Source organism: Bradyrhizobium sp. dw_78 (genome assembly GCF_018449525.1).
Classification (GTDB): domain Bacteria; phylum Pseudomonadota; class Alphaproteobacteria; order Rhizobiales; family Xanthobacteraceae; genus Bradyrhizobium.
Map to the genome: position 1 here is coordinate 199,225 of NZ_JAAVUS010000003.1, position 19,873 is coordinate 219,097.

The 19,873-nt window shown below is 62.8% G+C and carries 17 protein-coding genes; 10 read left to right on the forward strand and 7 right to left on the reverse strand.

The window, feature by feature from the left end; all coding sequences use genetic code 11:
• The first annotated feature begins 116 nt into the window (after window positions 1-116).
• From HB630_RS10060 to HB630_RS10070, 3 genes are read left to right on the forward strand one after another with little or no spacing between them, the layout of a single operon-like run.
• Complete coding sequence (locus tag HB630_RS10060; protein ID WP_346656066.1) at window positions 117-1,100, forward strand: efflux RND transporter periplasmic adaptor subunit; 984 nt, start codon at window positions 117-119, stop codon at window positions 1,098-1,100.
• Window positions 1,097-3,442, forward strand: coding sequence for an ABC transporter permease (locus HB630_RS10065; RefSeq protein WP_213772089.1), 2,346 nt, complete (start codon window positions 1,097-1,099; stop codon window positions 3,440-3,442). Before HB630_RS10060 ends, HB630_RS10065 begins: the two co-directional genes overlap by 4 nt.
• Window positions 3,432-4,439 (forward strand): biotin/lipoyl-binding protein, encoded by a 1,008-nt coding sequence (locus HB630_RS10070; protein WP_213772090.1) that lies wholly within the window; start codon window positions 3,432-3,434, stop codon window positions 4,437-4,439. The genes HB630_RS10065 and HB630_RS10070 overlap by 11 nt, the downstream gene beginning before the upstream one ends.
• A gap of 69 nt (window positions 4,440-4,508) precedes the next feature.
• On the opposite strand, the gene greA is transcribed toward HB630_RS10070, so the two are convergent.
• Window positions 4,509-4,991 (reverse strand): transcription elongation factor GreA, encoded by a 483-nt coding sequence (gene greA / locus HB630_RS10075; protein ID WP_213772091.1) that lies wholly within the window; start codon window positions 4,989-4,991, stop codon window positions 4,509-4,511.
• 39 nt (window positions 4,992-5,030) lie between these two features.
• Window positions 5,031-6,053: an LLM class flavin-dependent oxidoreductase gene (locus HB630_RS10080; protein ID WP_213772092.1), complete on the reverse strand. Its 1,023-nt coding sequence runs from the start codon at window positions 6,051-6,053 to the stop codon at window positions 5,031-5,033.
• A 505-nt stretch (window positions 6,054-6,558) separates the two neighbouring features.
• On the opposite strand from HB630_RS10080, the gene HB630_RS10085 reads away from it, so the two are divergent.
• From HB630_RS10085 to HB630_RS10100, 4 genes are all read left to right on the forward strand, one after another.
• Complete coding sequence (locus tag HB630_RS10085; protein WP_213772093.1) at window positions 6,559-7,455, forward strand: LysR family transcriptional regulator; 897 nt, start codon at window positions 6,559-6,561, stop codon at window positions 7,453-7,455.
• A gap of 115 nt (window positions 7,456-7,570) precedes the next feature.
• Window positions 7,571-8,881: an MFS transporter gene (locus tag HB630_RS10090; protein WP_249780780.1), complete on the forward strand. Its 1,311-nt coding sequence runs from the start codon at window positions 7,571-7,573 to the stop codon at window positions 8,879-8,881.
• A 28-nt stretch (window positions 8,882-8,909) separates the two neighbouring features.
• Window positions 8,910-9,836 carry an ABC transporter substrate-binding protein gene (locus HB630_RS10095; protein ID WP_213772094.1) on the forward strand — a complete coding sequence of 309 codons (927 nt, stop codon included), beginning with the start codon at window positions 8,910-8,912 and terminating at the stop codon, window positions 9,834-9,836.
• A gap of 108 nt (window positions 9,837-9,944) precedes the next feature.
• Window positions 9,945-10,619 (forward strand): aspartate/glutamate racemase family protein, encoded by a 675-nt coding sequence (locus tag HB630_RS10100; protein ID WP_249780806.1) that lies wholly within the window; start codon window positions 9,945-9,947, stop codon window positions 10,617-10,619.
• 68 nt (window positions 10,620-10,687) lie between these two features.
• Here the strand turns inward: HB630_RS10100 and HB630_RS10105 are convergent, their stop codons facing one another.
• Entirely contained in the window at window positions 10,688-11,110 is a 423-nt protein-coding gene (locus HB630_RS10105) for a hypothetical protein (RefSeq protein ID WP_213772096.1), read from the reverse strand.
• Window positions 11,111-11,329: 219 nt separating this feature from the next.
• Window positions 11,330-11,578: a hypothetical protein gene (locus HB630_RS10110; protein WP_213772097.1), complete on the reverse strand. Its 249-nt coding sequence runs from the start codon at window positions 11,576-11,578 to the stop codon at window positions 11,330-11,332.
• Window positions 11,579-11,804: 226 nt separating this feature from the next.
• Here HB630_RS10110 and HB630_RS10115 point away from each other — a divergent pair, with 226 nt between their 5' ends.
• Window positions 11,805-13,493: a methyl-accepting chemotaxis protein gene (locus HB630_RS10115; RefSeq protein WP_213772098.1), complete on the forward strand. Its 1,689-nt coding sequence runs from the start codon at window positions 11,805-11,807 to the stop codon at window positions 13,491-13,493.
• Window positions 13,494-13,529: 36 nt separating this feature from the next.
• Here the strand turns inward: HB630_RS10115 and HB630_RS10120 are convergent, their stop codons facing one another.
• Window positions 13,530-13,871 carry a hypothetical protein gene (locus HB630_RS10120; protein ID WP_213772099.1) on the reverse strand — a complete coding sequence of 114 codons (342 nt, stop codon included), beginning with the start codon at window positions 13,869-13,871 and terminating at the stop codon, window positions 13,530-13,532.
• Between the two features lie 147 nt (window positions 13,872-14,018).
• Here HB630_RS10120 and HB630_RS10125 point away from each other — a divergent pair, with 147 nt between their 5' ends.
• Window positions 14,019-14,654: a response regulator gene (locus HB630_RS10125; protein WP_213772100.1), complete on the forward strand. Its 636-nt coding sequence runs from the start codon at window positions 14,019-14,021 to the stop codon at window positions 14,652-14,654.
• A 295-nt stretch (window positions 14,655-14,949) separates the two neighbouring features.
• Entirely contained in the window at window positions 14,950-16,686 is a 1,737-nt protein-coding gene (araD, locus tag HB630_RS10130; RefSeq protein WP_213772101.1) for an L-arabinonate dehydratase, read from the forward strand.
• A 105-nt stretch (window positions 16,687-16,791) separates the two neighbouring features.
• Here the strand turns inward: araD and HB630_RS10135 are convergent, their stop codons facing one another.
• Entirely contained in the window at window positions 16,792-17,352 is a 561-nt protein-coding gene (locus tag HB630_RS10135) for a flavin reductase family protein (protein WP_213772102.1), read from the reverse strand.
• Between the two features lie 189 nt (window positions 17,353-17,541).
• Window positions 17,542-19,680, reverse strand: coding sequence for a prolyl oligopeptidase family serine peptidase (locus HB630_RS10140; RefSeq protein WP_213772103.1), 2,139 nt, complete (start codon window positions 19,678-19,680; stop codon window positions 17,542-17,544).
• Window positions 19,681-19,873: the final 193 nt, after the last annotated feature.

The window sequence follows — 19,873 nt, forward strand, 5'->3', positions numbered from 1 at the left end:
AGCAACCGGCAACGACGCGAAGTTCAGCCTCTGCCGAGTCCATAGCGGCCTCGTCCCAGACCTCCGATTCTCCGGCGTCTTCGTCCGCGCCGTCCCCGGAGCCGCCGGGACCCAAGGTGGCCCGGGCACCGGCCATCATCGTCACCATCATCGTCGCTGCGATGGTCGGGCTTTCGCTGTGGTATTTGGTGCAGCCACAGCCGCTCATCATCCAGGGAGAAGCCGACGCTACCCGCATCGATATTGCCGCCCGTGTCGACGGCAGGGTCGGCAAGCGCCCGGTGTCGCGCGGCGACAATGTCAGCGCCGGGCAATTGCTGTTCGAAATCGACAATCCGGAGCTCGTCACCAAGCTGCATGAGGCGGAGGCGGGGATGGCGGTCGCGTCCGCACAGCTTGCGAATATCGAAGTGGGCACGCGCGCCGAGGTGATCGCGCAGCGCAAGGCTGCGGTCGAAAGCGCCACCGCCGATCTCACATTCGCGCAGCAAACCTATGATCGCGTCAAGCAATTGGCCGGAACCGGCGATACGCCGATCCAGCGCCTCGACGAAGTCACCAACTCACTTCAGGTCGCGCAACGCAGCCTCGATCAGGCGAAGTTGGCTTATCAGGCGGCGGTCAACGGCTATACGCCGGAGGAGCGTGGTGTCGCGCGCGCCAACGTCGCCAAGGCGCAAGCGTCGGTCGACACGATCAGGGCGCAGGTCAACGAATTGACGGTGAAGGCGCCGGTCGCCACGCAGGTCTACCAGATCGGCGCCGAGCTCGGCGAATATGTTTCGCCCGGCGTGCCGCTATTGTCCCTCATCGACTTGAACGATGTCTGGTTGCGTTTCGACCTTCGCGAGGATCTGGCGAAGGGACTGAAGGTGGGGGATCAGTTTCAGATGCGGGTTCCCGCCCTCGGCGACCGGTTGATCACGGCGGAAATCCGCTTGATTGCGACCAGAGGCGAATTTGCGGGCTGGCGAGCCACACGCGCGACCGGCGATTTCGACCTGCGCACTTTCGCGATTCGCGCCTATCCGGTTTCGCCCGTGCCCGGACTGCGGCCCGGAATGAGCGTCTATGCCGAGTGGCCGGGCAGGAGACCATGAGGGCGCCGCCGCAGCCCGGCATTCTTCTCGTCGCCACCCGCGAATTGCGCTGGATGCGGCGCGATCGCCTCGCGCTGCTGCTGACGATCGGCGTGCCGATCATCGCCTTTACGATTTTGGCGATAACCTTCGGCAACGCCGTCATTCGCAATCTCCGGGTGACGGTCGTCGACAGCGACCGCTCGCCGACATCGATGATCTATGTGCAGGCGGTGGCGTCGGCGCCCGGCGTCACCGTGTCCGAGCGCTCCGGCGATATGACCAGCGCGATGCACGCCATCCGCTCCGGCGAGGCGATCGCCGCCATCTATATCCCGGAGAATTTCGAACGGGATCTGGTCGCCCGCAAACGCCCCCAGATCGTCGTGCTTTATAACCGGCAGTATTTCACGCCGGGCAACAGCGCCTCGGCCGCGATATCCAGCGCGATCGCCACGGCGACGGCCACGTTGTCCACACCATCAGGCGCGAACGGTACATTCGCGCCGGGCTCGCTGGTCGTGGAGCAATATGTTCTGACCAATCCCGAATTGAATTACGCGCAGTTTTTGCTCCGCGCCGTTCTACCCACCGTCCTCCACGTCATCGTGGCGATCGCCGCCGGATATTCGGTCGGCTCCGAATTTTCGCGCCGCAGCGTGCGGGGCTGGCTAAAGGCGGCAGGGGGCAGTCCGCTGGCGGCGCTGGTCGGAAAGCTGGCGCCGCTGTTCGCGATCTTTGTGATCATGATGATCGTGGAGGCCGGCATCATCCATGGTCTCTACCAGGTTCCGTTCCGGGGCGATGCTTTGCTGATGGGAGCCGCGGCCTGCCTGCTGGTCATCGCCTATCTTTCGCTCGGCAGCCTGTTGCAGCTTCTGGCCGGCGATCTTGCGCTCGGCCTGAGCCTGACCGCGCTGTTCTGCAACCCGGCCTTCGGCTTTGCCGGCGTCGGCTTTCCGGTGCTGGCGATGAATGGTTTCGCGCGCTTCTGGGGCGCGCTCCTGCCGCTGCGCTGGTACGTCCAGATCCTGTTCGACCAGGCCGTTCGCGGATTGCCGACGGCGGTGTCCGCGCAGCCGTTCATGATCCTGGGCGCGCTCGCCTCGCTATTGTTCGGATTGAGCTGGTGGCGCCTGCACGCCATCGCCCGGAAAACACCGGCGCCCGTTGTCGATCATCTACCGATGACAAGCTCCTACCAGGCCCCCGGCGTCGGAGCCGCGATGGTCGCCGAATTCCGCCGCATCCTCAACGACCGCGGCGTCTTCGGCCTGATCCTGATCGCGCCCGTGATCTACGGTCTTCTCTATCCGCAGCCCTATCTCGGCCAGGTGTTGCGCGGCATCCCGATCGCGGTGGTGGATCAGGATCACACTGAGCTCAGCCGCCGTCTTGTTCAGACCGTGAACGCCGACGAGGCGGTCAGCGTCGCCGTTCGCGCCGACACGCTGGCGGACGCGCAGGCTGCGCTCGCACGGCGCCAGGTGTTCGCGATCCTGGAAATTCCCGAGCGGACCGAGCGGGAGGTGTTGAAGGGCAATCAGGCGCGGCTCGCCGCCTATGTCGATTCGGCCTATTTCCTTCTGTACAACCGCACGCTGCAGGGCATCTCCGAAGCGAGCAATGAAGTCACCGAGGAAGTCGCCACGCGCGGAGCCCGGATCGATGGCAGTCTTGCCCATGCGGCTCTGATCCGGAACGCCCCGGTCGATTTGTTGGTGCAGCCGCTGTTCAATCCGACCGGCGGCTATGCGAGCTATGTCGTTCCGGCCGCCTTCGTGCTGATCCTGCAGCAGACGCTGCTGCTGGGCGCGGCTACGCTGGGAGGGGTGACATTCGAGCAGGGCGGAATCCAGGGGCGGCGGCGACGCGCGAATGCGCGCGCCATCGTAGGCCAGGCGCTTGCGCATCTATGCCTCGCGATGCCGGGAATCGCGCTGTATCTGATCATCCTGCCGCGCGTCTATGGCTTTTCGACCTTGGGAGGTCTCCTCGATCTGTTCCTGATGGTGCTGCCGTTCGTCCTTTCGGTCAGTTTTCTGGCGCAGTTCGTCAGCCTGTGGTTCAAGCGGCGGGAAACGGCGGTGATCCTGTTCATCGCTGTGAGTTTGCCGCTGTTTTTCCTGGTCGGCGTATCCTGGCCGGTCGAGGCCATCCCGGAGTTTCTGCGCTCGGCCAGCCGTCTGTTCCCGAGCACCTCCGCGATCGACGGTCTCGTGCGCATCAATCAGATGGGCGCCACCCTCCATGACGTTTCGCGGGATTGGGCGGCGCTCTGGATTCTGGCCGGCGTTTACGGGCTCCTCGCCATCGTGGCGGCCAACCTTTTGAACAGGGTGGAGATCCGCCGTGAGCATTAGTCCAGCCCTCCGTCGATTTGCCATTCTCGGGATCATCGTCCTGATCGGATTGGCCGGGGCCTTCGCATATCGATCGCAGGCGGCGCGGTTGTCGCCGCCGCCGATTGTCGGGGTTGTGCATCAAACCGAAATTCGCATCGCTCCCGAGACCAGCGGGCGGCTTGCGTCCTTTGGTGTGAGCAAAGGACAGGAAGTCCACAAGGGCGATATGCTGGCGGTGCTCAGCAGCCCCGAGCTTACGGCTGCCGTTCAAGAGGCGAGGGCCAACGCCGCCACCGCGAGAGCCGACCGGGCCAATGTCGACGCCGGCATCCGCAAGGAGGAAGTCGACATCGCGGCGCAAAATGTCACCATCGCGGAATCGAATCTGGTCCTTGCAAGACAACAATACGCCCGCGCCTCGACGCTCGCCTCCAAGGATTTTGCAAGCAAGCAGCAGCTTGACGAAAGGACATCGGAACTCGGCAAGGCCGAAGCCAATCTCGGCCTGGTGCAGGCGACTTACGCGCAGAGCAAGGCTGGTCCGACCAGAGAGGAACGCGCCATCGCCGAAGCAAAGGTCGTTTCCGCCGAAGCCGCGATCGCTGATCTTGAAGCCCAGCTCGCCAAAACGACGCTTGTGGCACCCGTGGATGGCGTTGTGAATCTTCTGGTCGCCGAACCCGGTGAAGCGATCGTCCCCGGACAGCCTGTCATGACGCTCGGTGTCGGACGCGAGAGCTGGTTCACCTTCACGATCCGGGAAGACCTTCTCGGAGCTATCGCCGTCGGCAGCCCTGTTGAACTGCTGACCGCGAAGGGGGCCCGGATCGAGGCGCGGGTCACCGAGCTGCGTCCGCTCGGCGAATTCGCGGTCTGGCGTGCGGCGCGTGCCGTCGGCGATCATGATCTCAACAGTTTTCTGGTCCGGGCGGATCCGATAACCGCGACCCAGGGGCTGGAGCCGGGAATGACCGTTTGGCTTGACCGCGCTGCTTCCGGAGCGGACGTCAAGTAGGAGCGCAAGATCCCATGCGGGATGCTGCGCGCTGGTACAAATCGATCGGCGGGCTTGTGAAAGTGCCTGCTATGAGATCGCGATGATCTCAAGCTCCTGACCGGATGTGCCGACGACGTCCCCGACGCCTTTGCCCATCAGAAGCCTCGCCACCGGCGATACGAAGGAAATCGAGCCGGTCTTGGGATCGGCTTCGTCCTCTCCCACGATCCGATATTTCTGCATGCGCCCATCGTCACGCCTGAAAGCCACCGTGCTCCCAAAGGCAACGATGTCGGTTGACGCAGGCCTGGCGATGACCTGAGCCGTCCGAAGTCTCGCCGCAAAGTAGCGCGCGTCACGCAAGGGAGACGCTGCCTGCCGCCGTCTTTCGTTCACGTCTTCGATCTTCTGCGCGCACTCGTAGACCTCGCGGGCCTGGGCGAGCTGAAATTCCAGAGCTTTCAATCCCGCTTCGGTTACAAGGTTCGGGTGAGGTGAAACCGGGCGGTCCGGCAGCAGGGTTTCCGACGCCGTTTCGGCACTGTCTTCCTTGGTGAAAGCAACGCTCAATACGGGCTCCTTTCAAATGAGAGATGTCAGGCCGGTTTGTCAGCGCCATCCCAGCGCCGGAGCGACATGGGTCAAAATCGCTTCGATCACATGCGCGTTGTAGGCAACGCCCAACTGGTTGGGGACGGTCAACAGCAGCGTGTCGGCCTCGGCGATGGCTTCGTCTTTCCTGAGCTGATCGATCAGGATATCCGGCTCGGCGGCATAGCTGCGGCCGAAGATCGCCCGGGTCTTGTCGTCGATGAATCCGACCTGGTCCTCATCTTCGCGGCCCTGCCCGAAATAGGCCCGATCGCGATCGTCAATGAGAGCGAAGATGCTGCGGCTGACCGAGACCCGTGGCTCACGCGCATGGCCGGCCTCGCGCCAGGCGGCGCGGTAGGCCCGGATCTGGGCCGCCTGCTGCACATGGAAAGCCTCGCCTGTTTCGTCGTCCTTGAGCGTCGAGCTTTGCAGGTTCATCCCGAGTTTTGCCGCCCAGATCGCCGTGGCGTTCGAGCCGGCGCCCCACCAGATCCGGTCCCTCAGGCCGTCAGACCAGGGTTCCAGGCGCAATAGCCCGGGCGGATTTGGAAACATGGGCCGCGGACTCGGCTGGGCGAAACCTTCACCGCGCAGCAGGTCGAAGAAGACCTCCGCATGACTCCGCCCCATCTCGGCGTCATTCTGGCCCTCGGCCGGTTGATAACCGAAATAGCGCCATCCATCGATCACCTGCTCGGGCGACCCTCTGCTGATGCCTAGCTGCAGGCGCCCGCCGGCGATAAGATCGGCGGCGCTAGCATCCTCGGCCATGTAGAACGGGTTCTCGTAGCGCATGTCGATCACCGCCGTGCCGATCTCGATGCGGCTGGTCTTCGCGCCGACCGCCGCCAGCAGCGGGAAAGGCGAGGCAAGCTGGCGGGCGAAGTGGTGGACGCGAAAATAGGCTCCGTCCGCGCCCAATTCCTCGGCGGCAACGGCGAGGTCGATGGATTGCAGGAGGGTGTCCGCGGCCGAGCGGGTCTGTGATTGCGACGAGGGCGTCCAGTGCCCGAACGAGAGAAAGCCGATCTTCTTCATGCGGGCAATCCATTACTATCCAGGTTGGTTGGCGACCGCCGGTGTGCGGTACACCCGCTTCGCCGGCGGTCTTTCCAGGGTCGGTCTTCCGCGCATATGGACCGTAATCCGAGCGCCGGCGGGAATCGAACGTAAGCTATTGATATCCCGGAGCGGGTCCAGCCGTGGCTTGCAAAAACATTCGAATATTTTAGCAGGCTGGACCAGGCACCGAATCCGGCGCCGCTTCGCCCCGATGCCGGCCCGCGCGCAACATGTCAGCCACATCTATGACCCTAACCTATTGATATCGTTGTCCTGAAAGCGCCTCCCCAACCCTTGGGCCGGAAATTCGAGTCTTTCCGGGATCGCCAGCGCCTGGAATGGATTGATGCCCTCATCGGGCGTCCCGACCAGGTTCGGGGTGCTTCCTCAAACCCGGCAGTCTCCATTCTATCGCGCCAACGGTCGCGCCGCTAAAAGCCGTGGCGATGCCAACCGGCCTTTCCATAAGCGAGTTGATTGCATGCGCCCGCGAAGCCTTGATCTCAATCTTCTGGTGATGCTCGAAGCCCTGGTCGCCGAGCGCAGCGTGTCGGGGGCGGCGCTGCGCCTCGGCCTGACCCAGTCCGCGGTCAGTCATGCGCTGCGCAGGCTGCGCAACAATTTCAAGGATGAGCTGTTCATCCGCTCGTCCAGGGGAATGCAGCCCACCCAGCGCGCGATGGAAATCGCCGACGCGACGCGGGTCGCGATCGAGAATATCGGCGCGGTCATCGAGCAGTCAAAGACCTTCGATCCGGCGACGGCGATGCGATCGTTCCGGCTGCGCATTTCCGAATATGTCTCGAGCCATCTGCTGCAGCGGCTGTGCCCGGTGCTGCGAAGGATCGCGCCGGGCATTCACGTCAACGCCGCTCATTTTTCCGGCGATCGGCACGAGAACGAGATCGTCGGCGACGAAATCCATATCCGCCTCGGCGAATCGCCGCAGCTAGCGGGACGCGATGATACGATGCGGGTGATGGAAGAGCGGTTCGTGGTGCTGATGAACCGGAAAAACCCGCTCCGCTCGAAGAAGATGACGCTGGCGCTGTACGCCTCCTTGTCCCACGTCAAGGTGGCGGGCACGATCGGCACCAATGTCATCGACGATGCGCTGAAGGTAAGGGGATTGCGGCGCGAGATCGCCTTTCAGGTGCCGAGCTGGCGGGATGCCCGTCATATCGTCGCGGCGACCGATCTGGTGGCCGCCATCCCGGCTCGGTGGGCGCTGGATCGCGACACTTCGCATCGCTGCGTGACGTCGCCCTTCCCGCTGAACGACGTGACATTCGCAATCGATCTGGAATGGCATTCGCGCTTCAGCCGGGATCCGGCCCACGCCTGGATGCGGCAGCTAATCTCCGAGCAGTTCCGCTAACGGCATCATATGAACGATATTCATTTTCTGTATGACAAATATGAATTGTCCCGCCGCTCCGATCTGTGGAAATGTGACATGCGAATAATAATCAAAAGCCGACCGGAGGAACGCATTGGGCATTCAGAAACGATATCTCGTCTACGTCGGGCTGTTTGTCCTGATGTTCATCAATTATCTCGACCGGGTGAATCTGTCGGTGGCCGCCAAGGCCATCGCCGAGACCTACAACCTCTCGCCCATCGACATGGGTTACATTTTCTCCGCGTTCCTGTGGACTTACCTGATCTGCCTGATCCCGATGGGGCTGCTGGCGGACCGGTTCGGCGGACGCGCCATCACCTATGCGACGCTTGGCCTGTGGTCGCTTGCCGGCATCTGGACCGGAACAGCGGCAAGCTACGGCTCGCTGTTCGCCTCTCGCCTGGTGCTCGGAATCGGTGAATCCGCCAGCTATCCGGCCGGCGGCAAGATCATCCGCGAGTGGGCGCCTGGCGGCGAACGCGGCATCGCTGCCGCGTTCCTCAATTCCGGGGCGCATGCCGGCCTTTGCGTCGGTTCGGTCGTGGTCGGCGCGCTCATCCTCCAGTTCGGATGGCGGGAATCCTTCTACGTCACCGGCGCCCTGGGGCTGACGCTCGCGCTCGCGTGGCTGGTGTTCTATCGCCGCCCCGAACAGGCGTCATGGCTGAGCCGGCCGGAGCGGGACATGATCCTCGGCCAGCGCGGAGAGGCCGCGCAGCGGCTGAACGCGGACATGACGCAGTTCGACGCGCTGAAGGCGTTGCTGCGGAGCCCGTCGATGCTGGCGCTGGCGCTTACGCAGGGCTGCGCGGGCTACACGCTCTATCTGTTCATGACCTGGCTGCCGAGCTATCTGGCGGCGACGCGCGGCATGGACGTGCTGAAGACCGGGCTGTTTTCGGCGATTCCCTATGGCGCCGCCGCCATCCTCGGGCTGGCGATCGGCTGGTTCAGCGACAAATTGCTGAAGCGGTCGCGCGGCACCAATGCGGAGCGCCGCAAACTGATTGCCGCGCTGCTGCTGCTGTCGTCGGTGATTCTGGCGACGCCGTTCGTCGAATCGATCTGGCTGATCGAAGGCCTGATCAGCGTGTCGCTGGCCTGCGTCGCGACCGCGATGGCGATGAACATCGCCCTGACCGCGGACCTTCTGACCGATGGAAGCTGCAACGGCGTCGCCACCAGCCTCCTGATCATGGGAGGCAATGTGTTCGGCACCGCCGCGCCGATCGTGACCGGCTATGTCGTCGCCGCGACCGGTGGCTTTGCCGGAGCCTTCCTGATCGCCGGCGTTCTGTTACTCGGCGGCGCCCTCGTCATCCTGTCGGGCGCCCGCAACCCGATCCAATTGACCGGCCCGGCCGTCGCGCCATCGCCCAACCGAACGGCGCAGGCCGTCTAACGAATTCCGAGAAGAGGTCTTCAAGAGAATGGAAAAGCTGGTGTTTACCGCGGTGTCGCGGAACTATTTCAACATGCCGGTCTGGATCGCGCAGCATCAGGGAATGTTTGCCGATGAAGGGCTGGACGTTGCGATCGAGCTCTACGAAGGCGTCGACGAAGTCACCAACCGGCTTCGCGACGGCCGGGCGCAGCTCGCTTACGGCATCACCGAACATGTGGTCCTCGACAGCGAAGGCGGCGGCGCGCTGGAAATCATCGGCGGCAACGTCAACCGGCTGCCGTTCTCGTTCGTCGGCGGCAAGAACATCAGGAGCTTCGAGGACCTGCGCGGAAAGACCGTGGGCGTGTCCTCGATCGAAGCCGGCAGTTCGTCGCTGGTGATGAAATTGATGTCGGCGCGGGGGCTTGAATATCCGCGCGATTACGACATCAGGGCGGTCGGGCCGATTTTAACGCGGTGGGAAATGCTGCAATCGGGCGAGATCGACGCCGGGCTTCAAGGCGCGCCCCTGAACTACATCGCCGTCGATCAGGGCTTTCCCAGCCTGTGTGAGCCGCGCGCGGAAGTGCCGTATTTCCAGTTCACCTCGCTGAACGTGGACCGGCGCTGGGCGCGCGCCAACCCGGCCATCATGAGAAAGTTCATGCGGGCGTTCGTGCGGGCGCATGAGTGGTTTTTCACCAACCGCGAGGGTGCGACATCCGTTGCGATCCGGGAGACCGGAATCACGCGGGAATATGCCTTGCGCGCCTGGGACGAATACACCGCCGACCAGATTTTCCCGCGTGACGGAGACGCCAGCACGGAAGCGGTGCAGGCCCTGATCGAGATCAGCTCCCTGATCCGGGCCGTGCCCAACCGCGTCAAATCCTCGGCTGACGGCTATATCAACCGCGACTATCTGCGTGCGGCGCAAATGGAAGTGTTCGGACGTTCGTCCGTTCGGGCGTAACGCGGCATGCTGTCCCCGATGCGCCCTGCGATCGATTATGGCGACCGCCTGCGCGCGGGCGTACTGATTCCATCGGGCAATTCGGTCGCGGAACCCGAATTGCGCGCGATGCTGCCCGCCGGCGTGTCGATGCTGGTGACGCGACTGCCGCTGCTCGGCAGCAGCCGTACCGAACTGATGGGTATGCTGGATCAGCTCGAGGCGTCGGCGAAGCTATTGGCCGATGCAAAGGTGGATGTGGTGGTATTTCATTGTACCGCGGTGTCGACCTTCGCGCCAGATCTCGCCCAGGGCATTCGTGAGCGGATCGAGGCCGCGACCGGCATCCGCTCGTTCAGCACGGCCGAGGCGATCCTGACGGCCCTGGCGCGTTTGAAGGCCCGGCGCATCACCCTGCTGACGCCCTATATCGACGAAGTGCATCAACGCGAGGCCGCGTTTCTCGAGTCCAATGGCGTCGCGGTCGCAAGCGACGCGAACCTCGGCATCGATACCAATACCGAGATGTCCAGGCTGGAGCCTGGCGAGATTCTTCACTGGGCACTGAAACACACGCGCGGTTCAACAGACGCATGTTTTCTGAGCTGCACGGCGATCCGCTCCGCTCCGATCATCCACAGCCTGGAACAGGCGCTCGGCATTCCCGTCATCACCAGCAATCAGAGCATGGCGTGGCATCTGCTCCGTGGCGGCGGGGTTTCCGCCGCCGGCCAGGGAGTCATTGAAGGAGCTGTTCCAGGAACGGTTCAAGGATTCGGCCGGCTGTTCGAGTTCGACCGTTAGAGCGCGATCGCCTCATTTCGCTCTCTCACCTGGCGCTGCTCCACGCGCCTCCTTACTGGCTTGTCGTGTCACTTGGCCTTGTCGTGCTCCGCGAGACCGGCCGCCTTGTAGTCATAGGTCGGATAGAACTCGGTGTGATAGGGGCCCCAGGCGGTGGTCTCGAAGATGCGGTTGACCTCGCGCAGCCGTGAGGCGGGAAGCCGCAGCGTCACGACCTGTCCGATCCCCATCAGCACATTCCAGCTCACGACTTCGACGCCGGGCGGCGGGAACGCCTTGTAGAATCCCTGCTTCTCGAGCTGCGCGTTGAGTTCGTTCAGCGGGCGCGACTGGTCGTGCTTCAGGAACACGGTGAGCAGGATGGCGTTGTCCGCGGTCGGCGCCGCATTTGCGGCAGGCGCCGCGGCCGTCTGCGCCAGGGCGCTTGCGTTCAACGCCAAAACACCGGCCAGCGCGGCAGCCGCCGTCAACCATCCAATCCTTCGTCCCATTCTACGTCTCCTGGTTTCCGAGGTGTCCGGCCTGAGATCCAGGACGATCACGGTTTAATCAGAGTGCCGTGTATCCTGAAACGCTTCCAGCGCAACCTTCGGCCTCACCGGCTTTTGATGTTTCCGCTATGCCCTTGCCGATATCGCGGGCGCAGGCCGAAACATGCATCGCACAGGTACGCGCGCATTTGCGAGGATCGGCGACGGTGCGGCGTTCGATTAATACAACTCAAGATCGTCTGCGAACGCGCGCGGACGAGGCGCCGGCCGTGCCGTCGCGGCCCTGGGCTCGGCCGGAATGATCGTGATGCTCCAACTCGGCGGGACGCTCGATCTGTGCTCCAGCACCGACCGGACAAAGCCGGTCACCGCCGATCCGTCATGCGTGACGGTGATGGCCCTGCCGTTGAACTGCGCGGTGCGGAAACGACGGACTTGCTTCGGATCGGTCGTCTCGAACGTCAACATGGATGATGGATGCTCCCAATCTGCCGCCATTCTAGCCGCCGATCATTAGACTTGTATGAACATCCCGATCCGTAGAAGTCCGGTGGGTTGCGGCGGCGCGAGGCTGCTGGCGCCGTCGGATGACTCAATGTCGCAGCCGGTGACGGCGCGAGAGCCGGTTAATCGTATCTTAGATAAGTCTGCCGATAAGCTGTACTCCGGTTTCATTTCTCGCGTCAGGTCGCCGATGAATTTCGTCAACAAGATCAAAATCCGCTCCAAGCTTCTGATCGTACTGGCGCTCTCGGCGCTGTCCCTGGTCGCCGCCATCGCCGTCTCGACCTCGATCCTGCATGAAAGGATGCTCAATGACCGCATCGACAAGCTGCGGGCGATCGTCGAGACCAGCCACGGGCTGGCCCAGGCGCTTGAGGCGCAGGTCCAGGCCGGGAAATTGACCCACGATCAGGCGCTCGAGCGTTACAAGAATGAAACGCGGGCGATGTGGTATGACGATCATCAGAGCTACGTCGCGGTCGGACAGGCGGACGGCTTCTGGTTCGTCAATCCCGGCGCACCCAACGTCGAGGGTACCCGCGGCAAATTGATGCCAAATGGCCAATACACCCTAGACGGAATCAACGGAGCGGTCGGCAGCGGCGATGAAGGCCTGTTTACCTACGACTATCCCAAGCCGGGTCAGACCGAAAAGCTGCCCAAGCTCACCTTCGCCAAGAAGTTTAAACCTTGGAATTTCATGATCACTTCCGGCGTCTGGATCGATGATCTCGATGCCGCCTATCACAAGACGGTGCTGCATTTGGCCGGACTTGGCCTTGTCATCCTTGTGGTCATGGGAGGCCTGGTGCTGGCGCTGAGCCGCAACATCGCGGGCTCGCTGACGCGACTCGCCGCAAAAATGGAGAGCGTCGTCGCCGGAGATCTGTCGGTGACGATCGAGGAGGCGACGCGTTCCGACGAAGTCGGCCAGATGGCGAAATCGCTCGAGGTGTTCAAGGAAAACGCACTTGCGGTGCGGCGGCTGCAGGCGGAGCAGGCAGAGCAGGCCAAGAAAGCCGAACAGGAGAAGCGGCAGGCGCTCTATGCGATGGCGGACGGGTTCGAGGGCCGGGTCGGTGGGGTGGTCGACACCGTCTCGCAGGCCGCCCATGCCATGCAGGATACCGCCAAGACGATCGCGGGAAGCATTTCCGGAACGCAGCGGCAGGCCGGCGCGGTCGCCTCGGGCGCCGAGGAAGCCTCGGTCAACATCCAGACGGTCGCATCCGCCTCGGAAGAGCTGACGGCTTCGATTTCCGAAATCGGCCGTCAGGTCACGCAGGCGTCCCATGTCGCCAAGACCGCCGCGCAGGAGAGCGAAGCCACCAACCAGAAGGTTCTCGCGTTGGCCGGCGCCGCGCAGAAGATCGAAGAGGTCGTCGCGTTCATCAACCAGATCGCGAGCCAGACCAATCTGCTGGCGCTCAACGCCACCATCGAGGCGGCGCGCGCGGGGGATGCCGGACGGGGATTTGCGGTGGTCGCCTCGGAGGTCAAGGCGCTGGCGACCCAGACCTCGCGCGCGACCGAGGATATCCGGTCGCAAATCACCGCCATCCAGGATGAAACGACCGGCGTCGTCACCGCCATCAAGCGCATCTCGCAGACCATTGCCGAGGTCGATGAGATCTCGACGGCGATCGCCGCGGCGATGGAGCAGCAGGCGGCGGCGACCCAGGAAATCACCCGCAACGTGCAGGAGGCTGCGCAATCCTCCAACCAGGTCTCGCAGAATATCGGCGGCGTCAATTCCGCGGTCCGCGATACCGATGGCGCCGCCTCGAACATGCTGGGTGCGGCGGATGTGCTGGCGGCTCAGGCCGGAACGCTGCGCAGCGAGGTCGACAGCTTTCTTGCCACGGTCCGCGCGGCGTAAGCACCGGGCACGTCCCGCGGCGGTTTCCGCCGCGGATCAGGCCCCGGACAGGCTTTCGTGCGAAAACGCTACAGGTCCGCCGGTTGTGGCGTTCGATGCATGGGCATCCAGCAGCGACTGCAAGGCGACGGTCAAGGCCCTGCTGCAGGCGTCCAGCGTTGCATTCACCATGACATAACAGGGTGTGATGTCATCCAGGACGGCAACGTCCTCACTGGCTTCCTGGCCGTCACCGGCGGTTTCCCTGGCGATAGCAAGATCGAGCATTTCCGTGCCAGCCTTGAGCTGTTCGATCAGGGACGCGAGGGTTGCAACGACCGAACGACAGGTGTCGTTCCGGCCACCGGAGCAGGTATCGCCGCTTGCTGGATTAAGCATGGTGGTTCTCCTCGCCGCGGTGTTAGGGCCGACAGCCCTACTTGAGTGTTAACACGCGGTCCCGTACAAATACGGCTTGGGCTGGTCCGGCGAATAGGCACCGGGACCGTTCGGCTTGCCCTCATGACGAGCGATGGATGATGGCGCATGGCCGACAAATCCCCATCCCGCGGCGAGATATTTGTCGTCGATGACGATCCCGCCGTTCGCGAAACCCTCTCGATCGTGTTGTCGGCCGGCGGCTATCAGGTCATCTGCTTTGCGGACGGCGCCGCGCTGCTGGCGGTTGCGCGAACCCGGGTGCCCGCGTGCATCCTGCTCGACGTACACATTCCCGGCAAATCCGGCCTCGATGTCCTGAAGGAGCTGCGCGGCGAGGATTATCCTGCGCCGATCTTCATCATTTCCGGGCAAGGCGACATCGCGATGGCGGTGAGCGCGATCAAGAACGGCGCTCTGGATTTCATCGAGAAGCCGTTCAGGGGGCATGAACTTGTCGCCCGGCTGGAGGAGGCGATCGGGGCTTATGCGCGCCGGCAGGCGGAGAACTCTGCGTCGAAAGTCGGATCGCTGCATTTCCCCGGGCGCGAACCGTTGACCCGGCGCGAACGCGACGTGCTCGAACAGTTCACCGCCGGCGCCTCGAACAAGGAAGCCGGACGCTCGCTCGGAATCAGCCCGCGGACGATCGAGGATCATCGCGCCAATATCATGCGGAAGCTTGGTGCCCGGAATGCCGCCGACCTGATCCGCATCGTCATGACGGCTCAGCGGGCGTCCTGAAATAATTTCCATTGTCCGGCGGCCGCCGTGCTGTTTCGGCGCCGTTTTTTGTGCGCCGCAAAAAGCCGGCGCAGGCGATGTATCGTGTATGGCGACGATGTCGGCCGATCTTGTAATCCCCTAACTTTCATGCGCAATGCGGATACCGGTCAATTCATCCTGGGGTATGATCCAACTGCGTTGAGACACACTCGTTTCCCATCTTCTTGTTTGAGCATGATCTTTCCGGAAAACCGGTACACACTTTTCCGGATCATGCTCTGGACTCCTCGATTTTTCCCGTTCAGGTGCAGCCATGACAGCAAAGAAAGATCCAAAAACGCTTCGCAGCGCGCGCTGGTTCGCGCCTGATGATCTTCGCGCCTTCGGCCATCGCTCGCGCGCCATGCAGATGGGCTACGCGCCGGAAGAATGGAAGGACCGCCCTATGATCGCGATCCTCAATACCTGGTCGGATGCGCAGCCCTGCCACATGCATTTCAAATCGCGCGTCGACGACGTCAAGCGCGGCATCTTCATGGCCGGGGGCTTTCCTTTGGAATTGCCGGCGCTGTCGCTGTCGGAATCGCTGCTGAAGCCGACCACCATGCTCTACCGCAATCTGCTGGCGATGGACGCCGAGGAATTGCTGCGCGGCCACCCCATCGACGGCGTGGTGCTGATGGGCGGCTGCGACAAGACCACGCCAGCGCTGCTGCTGGGCGCCACCAGCATGAACCTGCCGGCGATCTATCTGCCCGCGGGTCCGATGCTGCGCGGCAACTGGAAGGGCAAGACGCTGGGCTCCGGCTCGGACGCCTGGAAATACTGGGACGAGCGCCGCGCGGGGAAAATCTCCGACAAGGATTGGGTCGATGTCGAGGCCGGCATCGCCCGCAGCTACGGCACCTGCATGACCATGGGCACCGCCTCGACCATGACGGCGATCGCCGAAGCAATTGGCATGACCTTGCCGGGCGCGTCGTCGATTCCGGCCGCCGACGCCGGCCACATCCGCATGGCTTCCGAATGTGGACGGCGCATCGTCGAAATGGTCTGGGAGGATCTGACGCCGAAAAAGATCCAGACCCGCCAGGCTTTCGAGAACGCGATCACGGTGGCGATGGCGATGGGCTGCTCGACCAACGCCATCATCCATTTGATCGCGCAGGCCCGCCGCGCCGGCCAGGACATCGGCCTCGACGATTTCGAAAAGGCCAGCCGCAAGGTGCCTGTCATCGCCAATGTTCGGCCCTCCGGCGATAAATATCTGATGGAGGATTTCTTCTATGCCGGCGGATTGCCGGGTTTGATGGGCCGCATTCGGGAACATCTGCATCTCGATTGCCTGACCGTGACCGGCCGGACGCTCGGCGACAATATCGCGAGAGCCGAAGTCTATGATGACGACGTGATCAGGACCACCGCCGATCCGATCTATGCCGAAGGCGCGCTGGCGGTGCTGAAGGGCAATCTTGCGCCGGACGGCTGCGTCATCAAGCCCTCCGCCTGCGAGCCGCGCTTCCTCAAACATACCGGCCCGGCGCTGGTGTTCGACGATTATCCCGCGATGAAGAAGGCGATCGACGATCCAGATCTCGACGTCACGGCCGATCACGTCTTGATCCTGCGCAATGCCGGGCCGCAGGGCGGACCCGGCATGCCGGAATGGGGCATGCTGCCGATCCCCACCAAACTGGTGAAGCAGGGCGTGCGCGACATGGTGCGGCTGTCGGATGCGCGCATGAGCGGCACCAGCTACGGCGCCTGCATCCTGCATGTCGCGCCGGAATCCTATATCGGCGGGCCGCTGGCGCTGGTGAAAAACGGCGACCTGATTACGCTCGACGTCGCCGCGCGCACGATCAATCTCGACCTCTCCGATGCCGAGATGGAAAAGCGCCGCGCCGAATGGACGAAGCCGGAGACCCGGTTCGAACGCGGCTATGGCTGGATGTTCACGCGTCACATCCGGCAGGCCAACGAAGGCTGCGATTTCGATTTCCTCGAAACGGACTTTGGCGCCCCGGTCGGCGAGCCGTCGATTTATTAACTCATCATTAGGCCGTCATTCCGGGCCTGGCCCTTTGGGCCATCCCGGAATAACGGATATTGGGTGACAAGGAGACGGTAGTTTTCGCCATTCTGCCGTGAACTTTCACAACATTCCCGGCCTGAACAACTTCCGATATTTCCGGGTCTCGGCACCGGAAATCATGAACTCGCCGTCACCGCGATAATGGATCGTCTTCGGATATTTCGGCGAAGTGGCGACATGCGCTTCGACCACTTCAAACACGAAGACATTGTATTTCCTGATCCAGCTCGTATCGACCAGTTTGCACTCGAAATTGGCATAGCATTCGTCGATCAGCGGCGCGCGAACCTGCTTGCCGGGCTTTGCCGAAAGGCCGAATTCGGCGAATTTGTCGATATCCCGCCCCGAGCTGTTGCCGATCTTCACCACCTTGGCGGCGAGATCGACGGTCGGAACATTGATCACGCATTGCCGGCTGTTGCGGACCAGGTCGAAACTATAATTGGCGGACGAGATCAGGCAGCCGACCAGCGAGGGCGTGAATTCCATCACCATGTGCCAGCCCATGGTCATGATGTTGGTCTGGCCTTTATGAGCGGAGCTGACGAGGACGATCGGACCCGGCTCGAGAAAGCGGCGGATGTTGCTGACCGGAAAATTGGTCTTGGTGGTGTTCGGCATGGCGTTCATTCCTGCCTGTCATTCCGGGATGGTGCGCTAGCACCAGACCTCAGATGCGCAATTGCGTATCCGGGAAATCCATAGCGCCACGTTCTATGCTGCGCCATGGATTCCGGGTTCGCTTCGCGTCTCGGAATGACGGAATAAATTGATGGAGCGCAGCCCGGATGAAGCGAAGTGAAATCCGGGTTATGAAATCGCGCCATTCTTGTCCGCCATCCCGACTGCCCACAGCGCAAACGCATAGGCGATCGCGACTTCGTCGAGCCGGTTGAAGCGGCCGGAGGCACCGCCGTGGCCGGCGCCCATATTGGTGCGCAACAGCACCGGGCCGCCGCCGGTCATGGTTGCGCGCAGCCGCGCGATCCATTTCGCCGGCTCCCAATAGGTGACGCGCGGATCGGTCAACCCGCCCATCGCGAGAATCGCCGGATAATCCTTTGCCGCAACGTTGTCGTAAGGCGAATAGGACAGGATGGTCTTGAAATCATCCGCGCTTTCGATCGGGTTGCCCCATTCCGGCCATTCCGGCGGCGTCAGCGGCAGGCTGTCGTCGAGCATGGTGTTGAGCACGTCGACGAACGGCACTTCGGCGACGATGCCGGCGAACAATTCGCCGGCCTGGTTCGCCACGGCGCCCATCAGCATGCCGCCGGCACTGCCGCCATGGCCGACGATACGTTTGGGGCCGGTGTATTTCGCCTCGATCAACGCACGGGCGGAGGCTGCGAAATCGTCAAAGCTGTTGGTCTTCTTCTCGCGCTTGCCGTCGAGATACCAGCCCCAGCCCTTGTCGGAGCCGCCGCGAATATGCGCGATCGCGTAGACAAAGCCGCGGTCGACCAGCGACAGCCGGTTGGCCGAGAACGACGCCGGCATCGCCATGCCGTAGGATCCATAGCCATACAGCAACAGCGGCGCCTTCCTGTCGCGGGTGAGGCCCTTGCGATGCAGGATCGACACCGGCACCTCGGCGCCGTCATGCGATTTCGCCATGATGCGGGTGGTGACGTAATTGGCAGGATCGTGGCCGGACGGAATCTCCTGCCGCTTGCGCAAGGTGCGCGCCCGGCTCGTCATGTCATAGTCGTAGACTTCCGACGGCGTCGTCATCGACGAATAGGAGAAGCGCAGATTCGTGGTGTCGAATTCGTAAGACCCCATGGTGTCGAGCGAATAGGCGGCCTCGTCGAAGGCGATCGCGTGCTCGTCACCGGTCTTGAGATCGCGGATGATGATCGCGGGCAATGCATTGGCGCGCTCCAGCCGCACCAGATGGCCGGCATAGAGATCGATGTCCATTACATAAACGCCGGTGCGATACGGGATCAGGTCGCGCCAGTTGGCGCGCTCCGGCGCGGCCAGCGGCGCGGTCATGACCTTGAAGTCGATGGCGTCGTCGGCGTTGGTGAGGATGAACAATTCATCGCCGCGGTCGGCGATCGAATATTGCACGCCGGTTTGACGCGCCGCGACCAGCCGCGGCGGCGCGTCGATCTTTGCAAGGTCGATCAGCCGCTGTTCGGAAGTTTCGTGGTCGCCGCCGGCGATGACGCAGAAGCGGCCGCTGGTGCTTTCATGGATATGGGTGAACCAGCCGGAATCCTGCTCCTCATAGATCAGCACATCGTCCGCTTGCGGCGTGCCGAGGCGGTGCCGCCAGACCTGCATCGGGCGGTGATTGTCGTCGAGCTTGACGTAGAAGAACGCGCGCGAATCCGCGCTCCACACCACGGCGCCGTCGGTCTCCTCGACGAGGTCGTCGCGGTCTTTCTTGCTCGCCCAGTCGCGCACCCGGATCGAGAAATATTCCGAACCCTTGATGTCGGCGCTCCAGGCTTCGAGCCGGTGATCCGGCGAATGGCGCGCGCCGCCGAACCTGAAATATTCCTGGTCGGCGGCCAGTTCATCGCCGTCGAGGATGATCTCGTGCTCGCCGCCGTGGCGCGGCATGCGACCAAATTGTTCGTGTTGGCCACCCTCACGGAATTTGCGGAAATAGGCGTAAGCGCCGTCCGGGGACGGCACGCTGGAATCGTCTTCCTTGATTCGCCCGCGCATCTCGGCGATCAGCTTTTTTTGCAAGCCTGCGGTATGGCCGAGCAGGCTCTCGGTATAGGCGTTTTCTGCTTCGAGATAGTTGCGGATATCCGGATCTAGGATCGACGGGTCGCGCAGCACCTCCTGCCAGTTGGGATCCTTCAGCCAGGCATAATCGTCCGTCACCGTGACGCCGTGCAAGGTAAAGGCGTGCGGACGGCGCGGCGCGACGGGCGCCGGCTGAGAAGCGCCCCGGCTGTGCGGGGTCTGGCTAACTGCGTGAGACACGTGAATCCTCGCTCGGTTCCGTCGGTTGCGGACCGACTCTATATCGGATCAAACATAGAGAATTTAAAGAAGCGCCAAAGTTCGCGGCGGGGCGGATTTCGGGGCACGCCCATATTCCGATATATATAACATGCGTCATTCCGGGATGCGCCGTATGCGAGCGCCCCGAAATCACGAGAGAAGGCGAGATCGG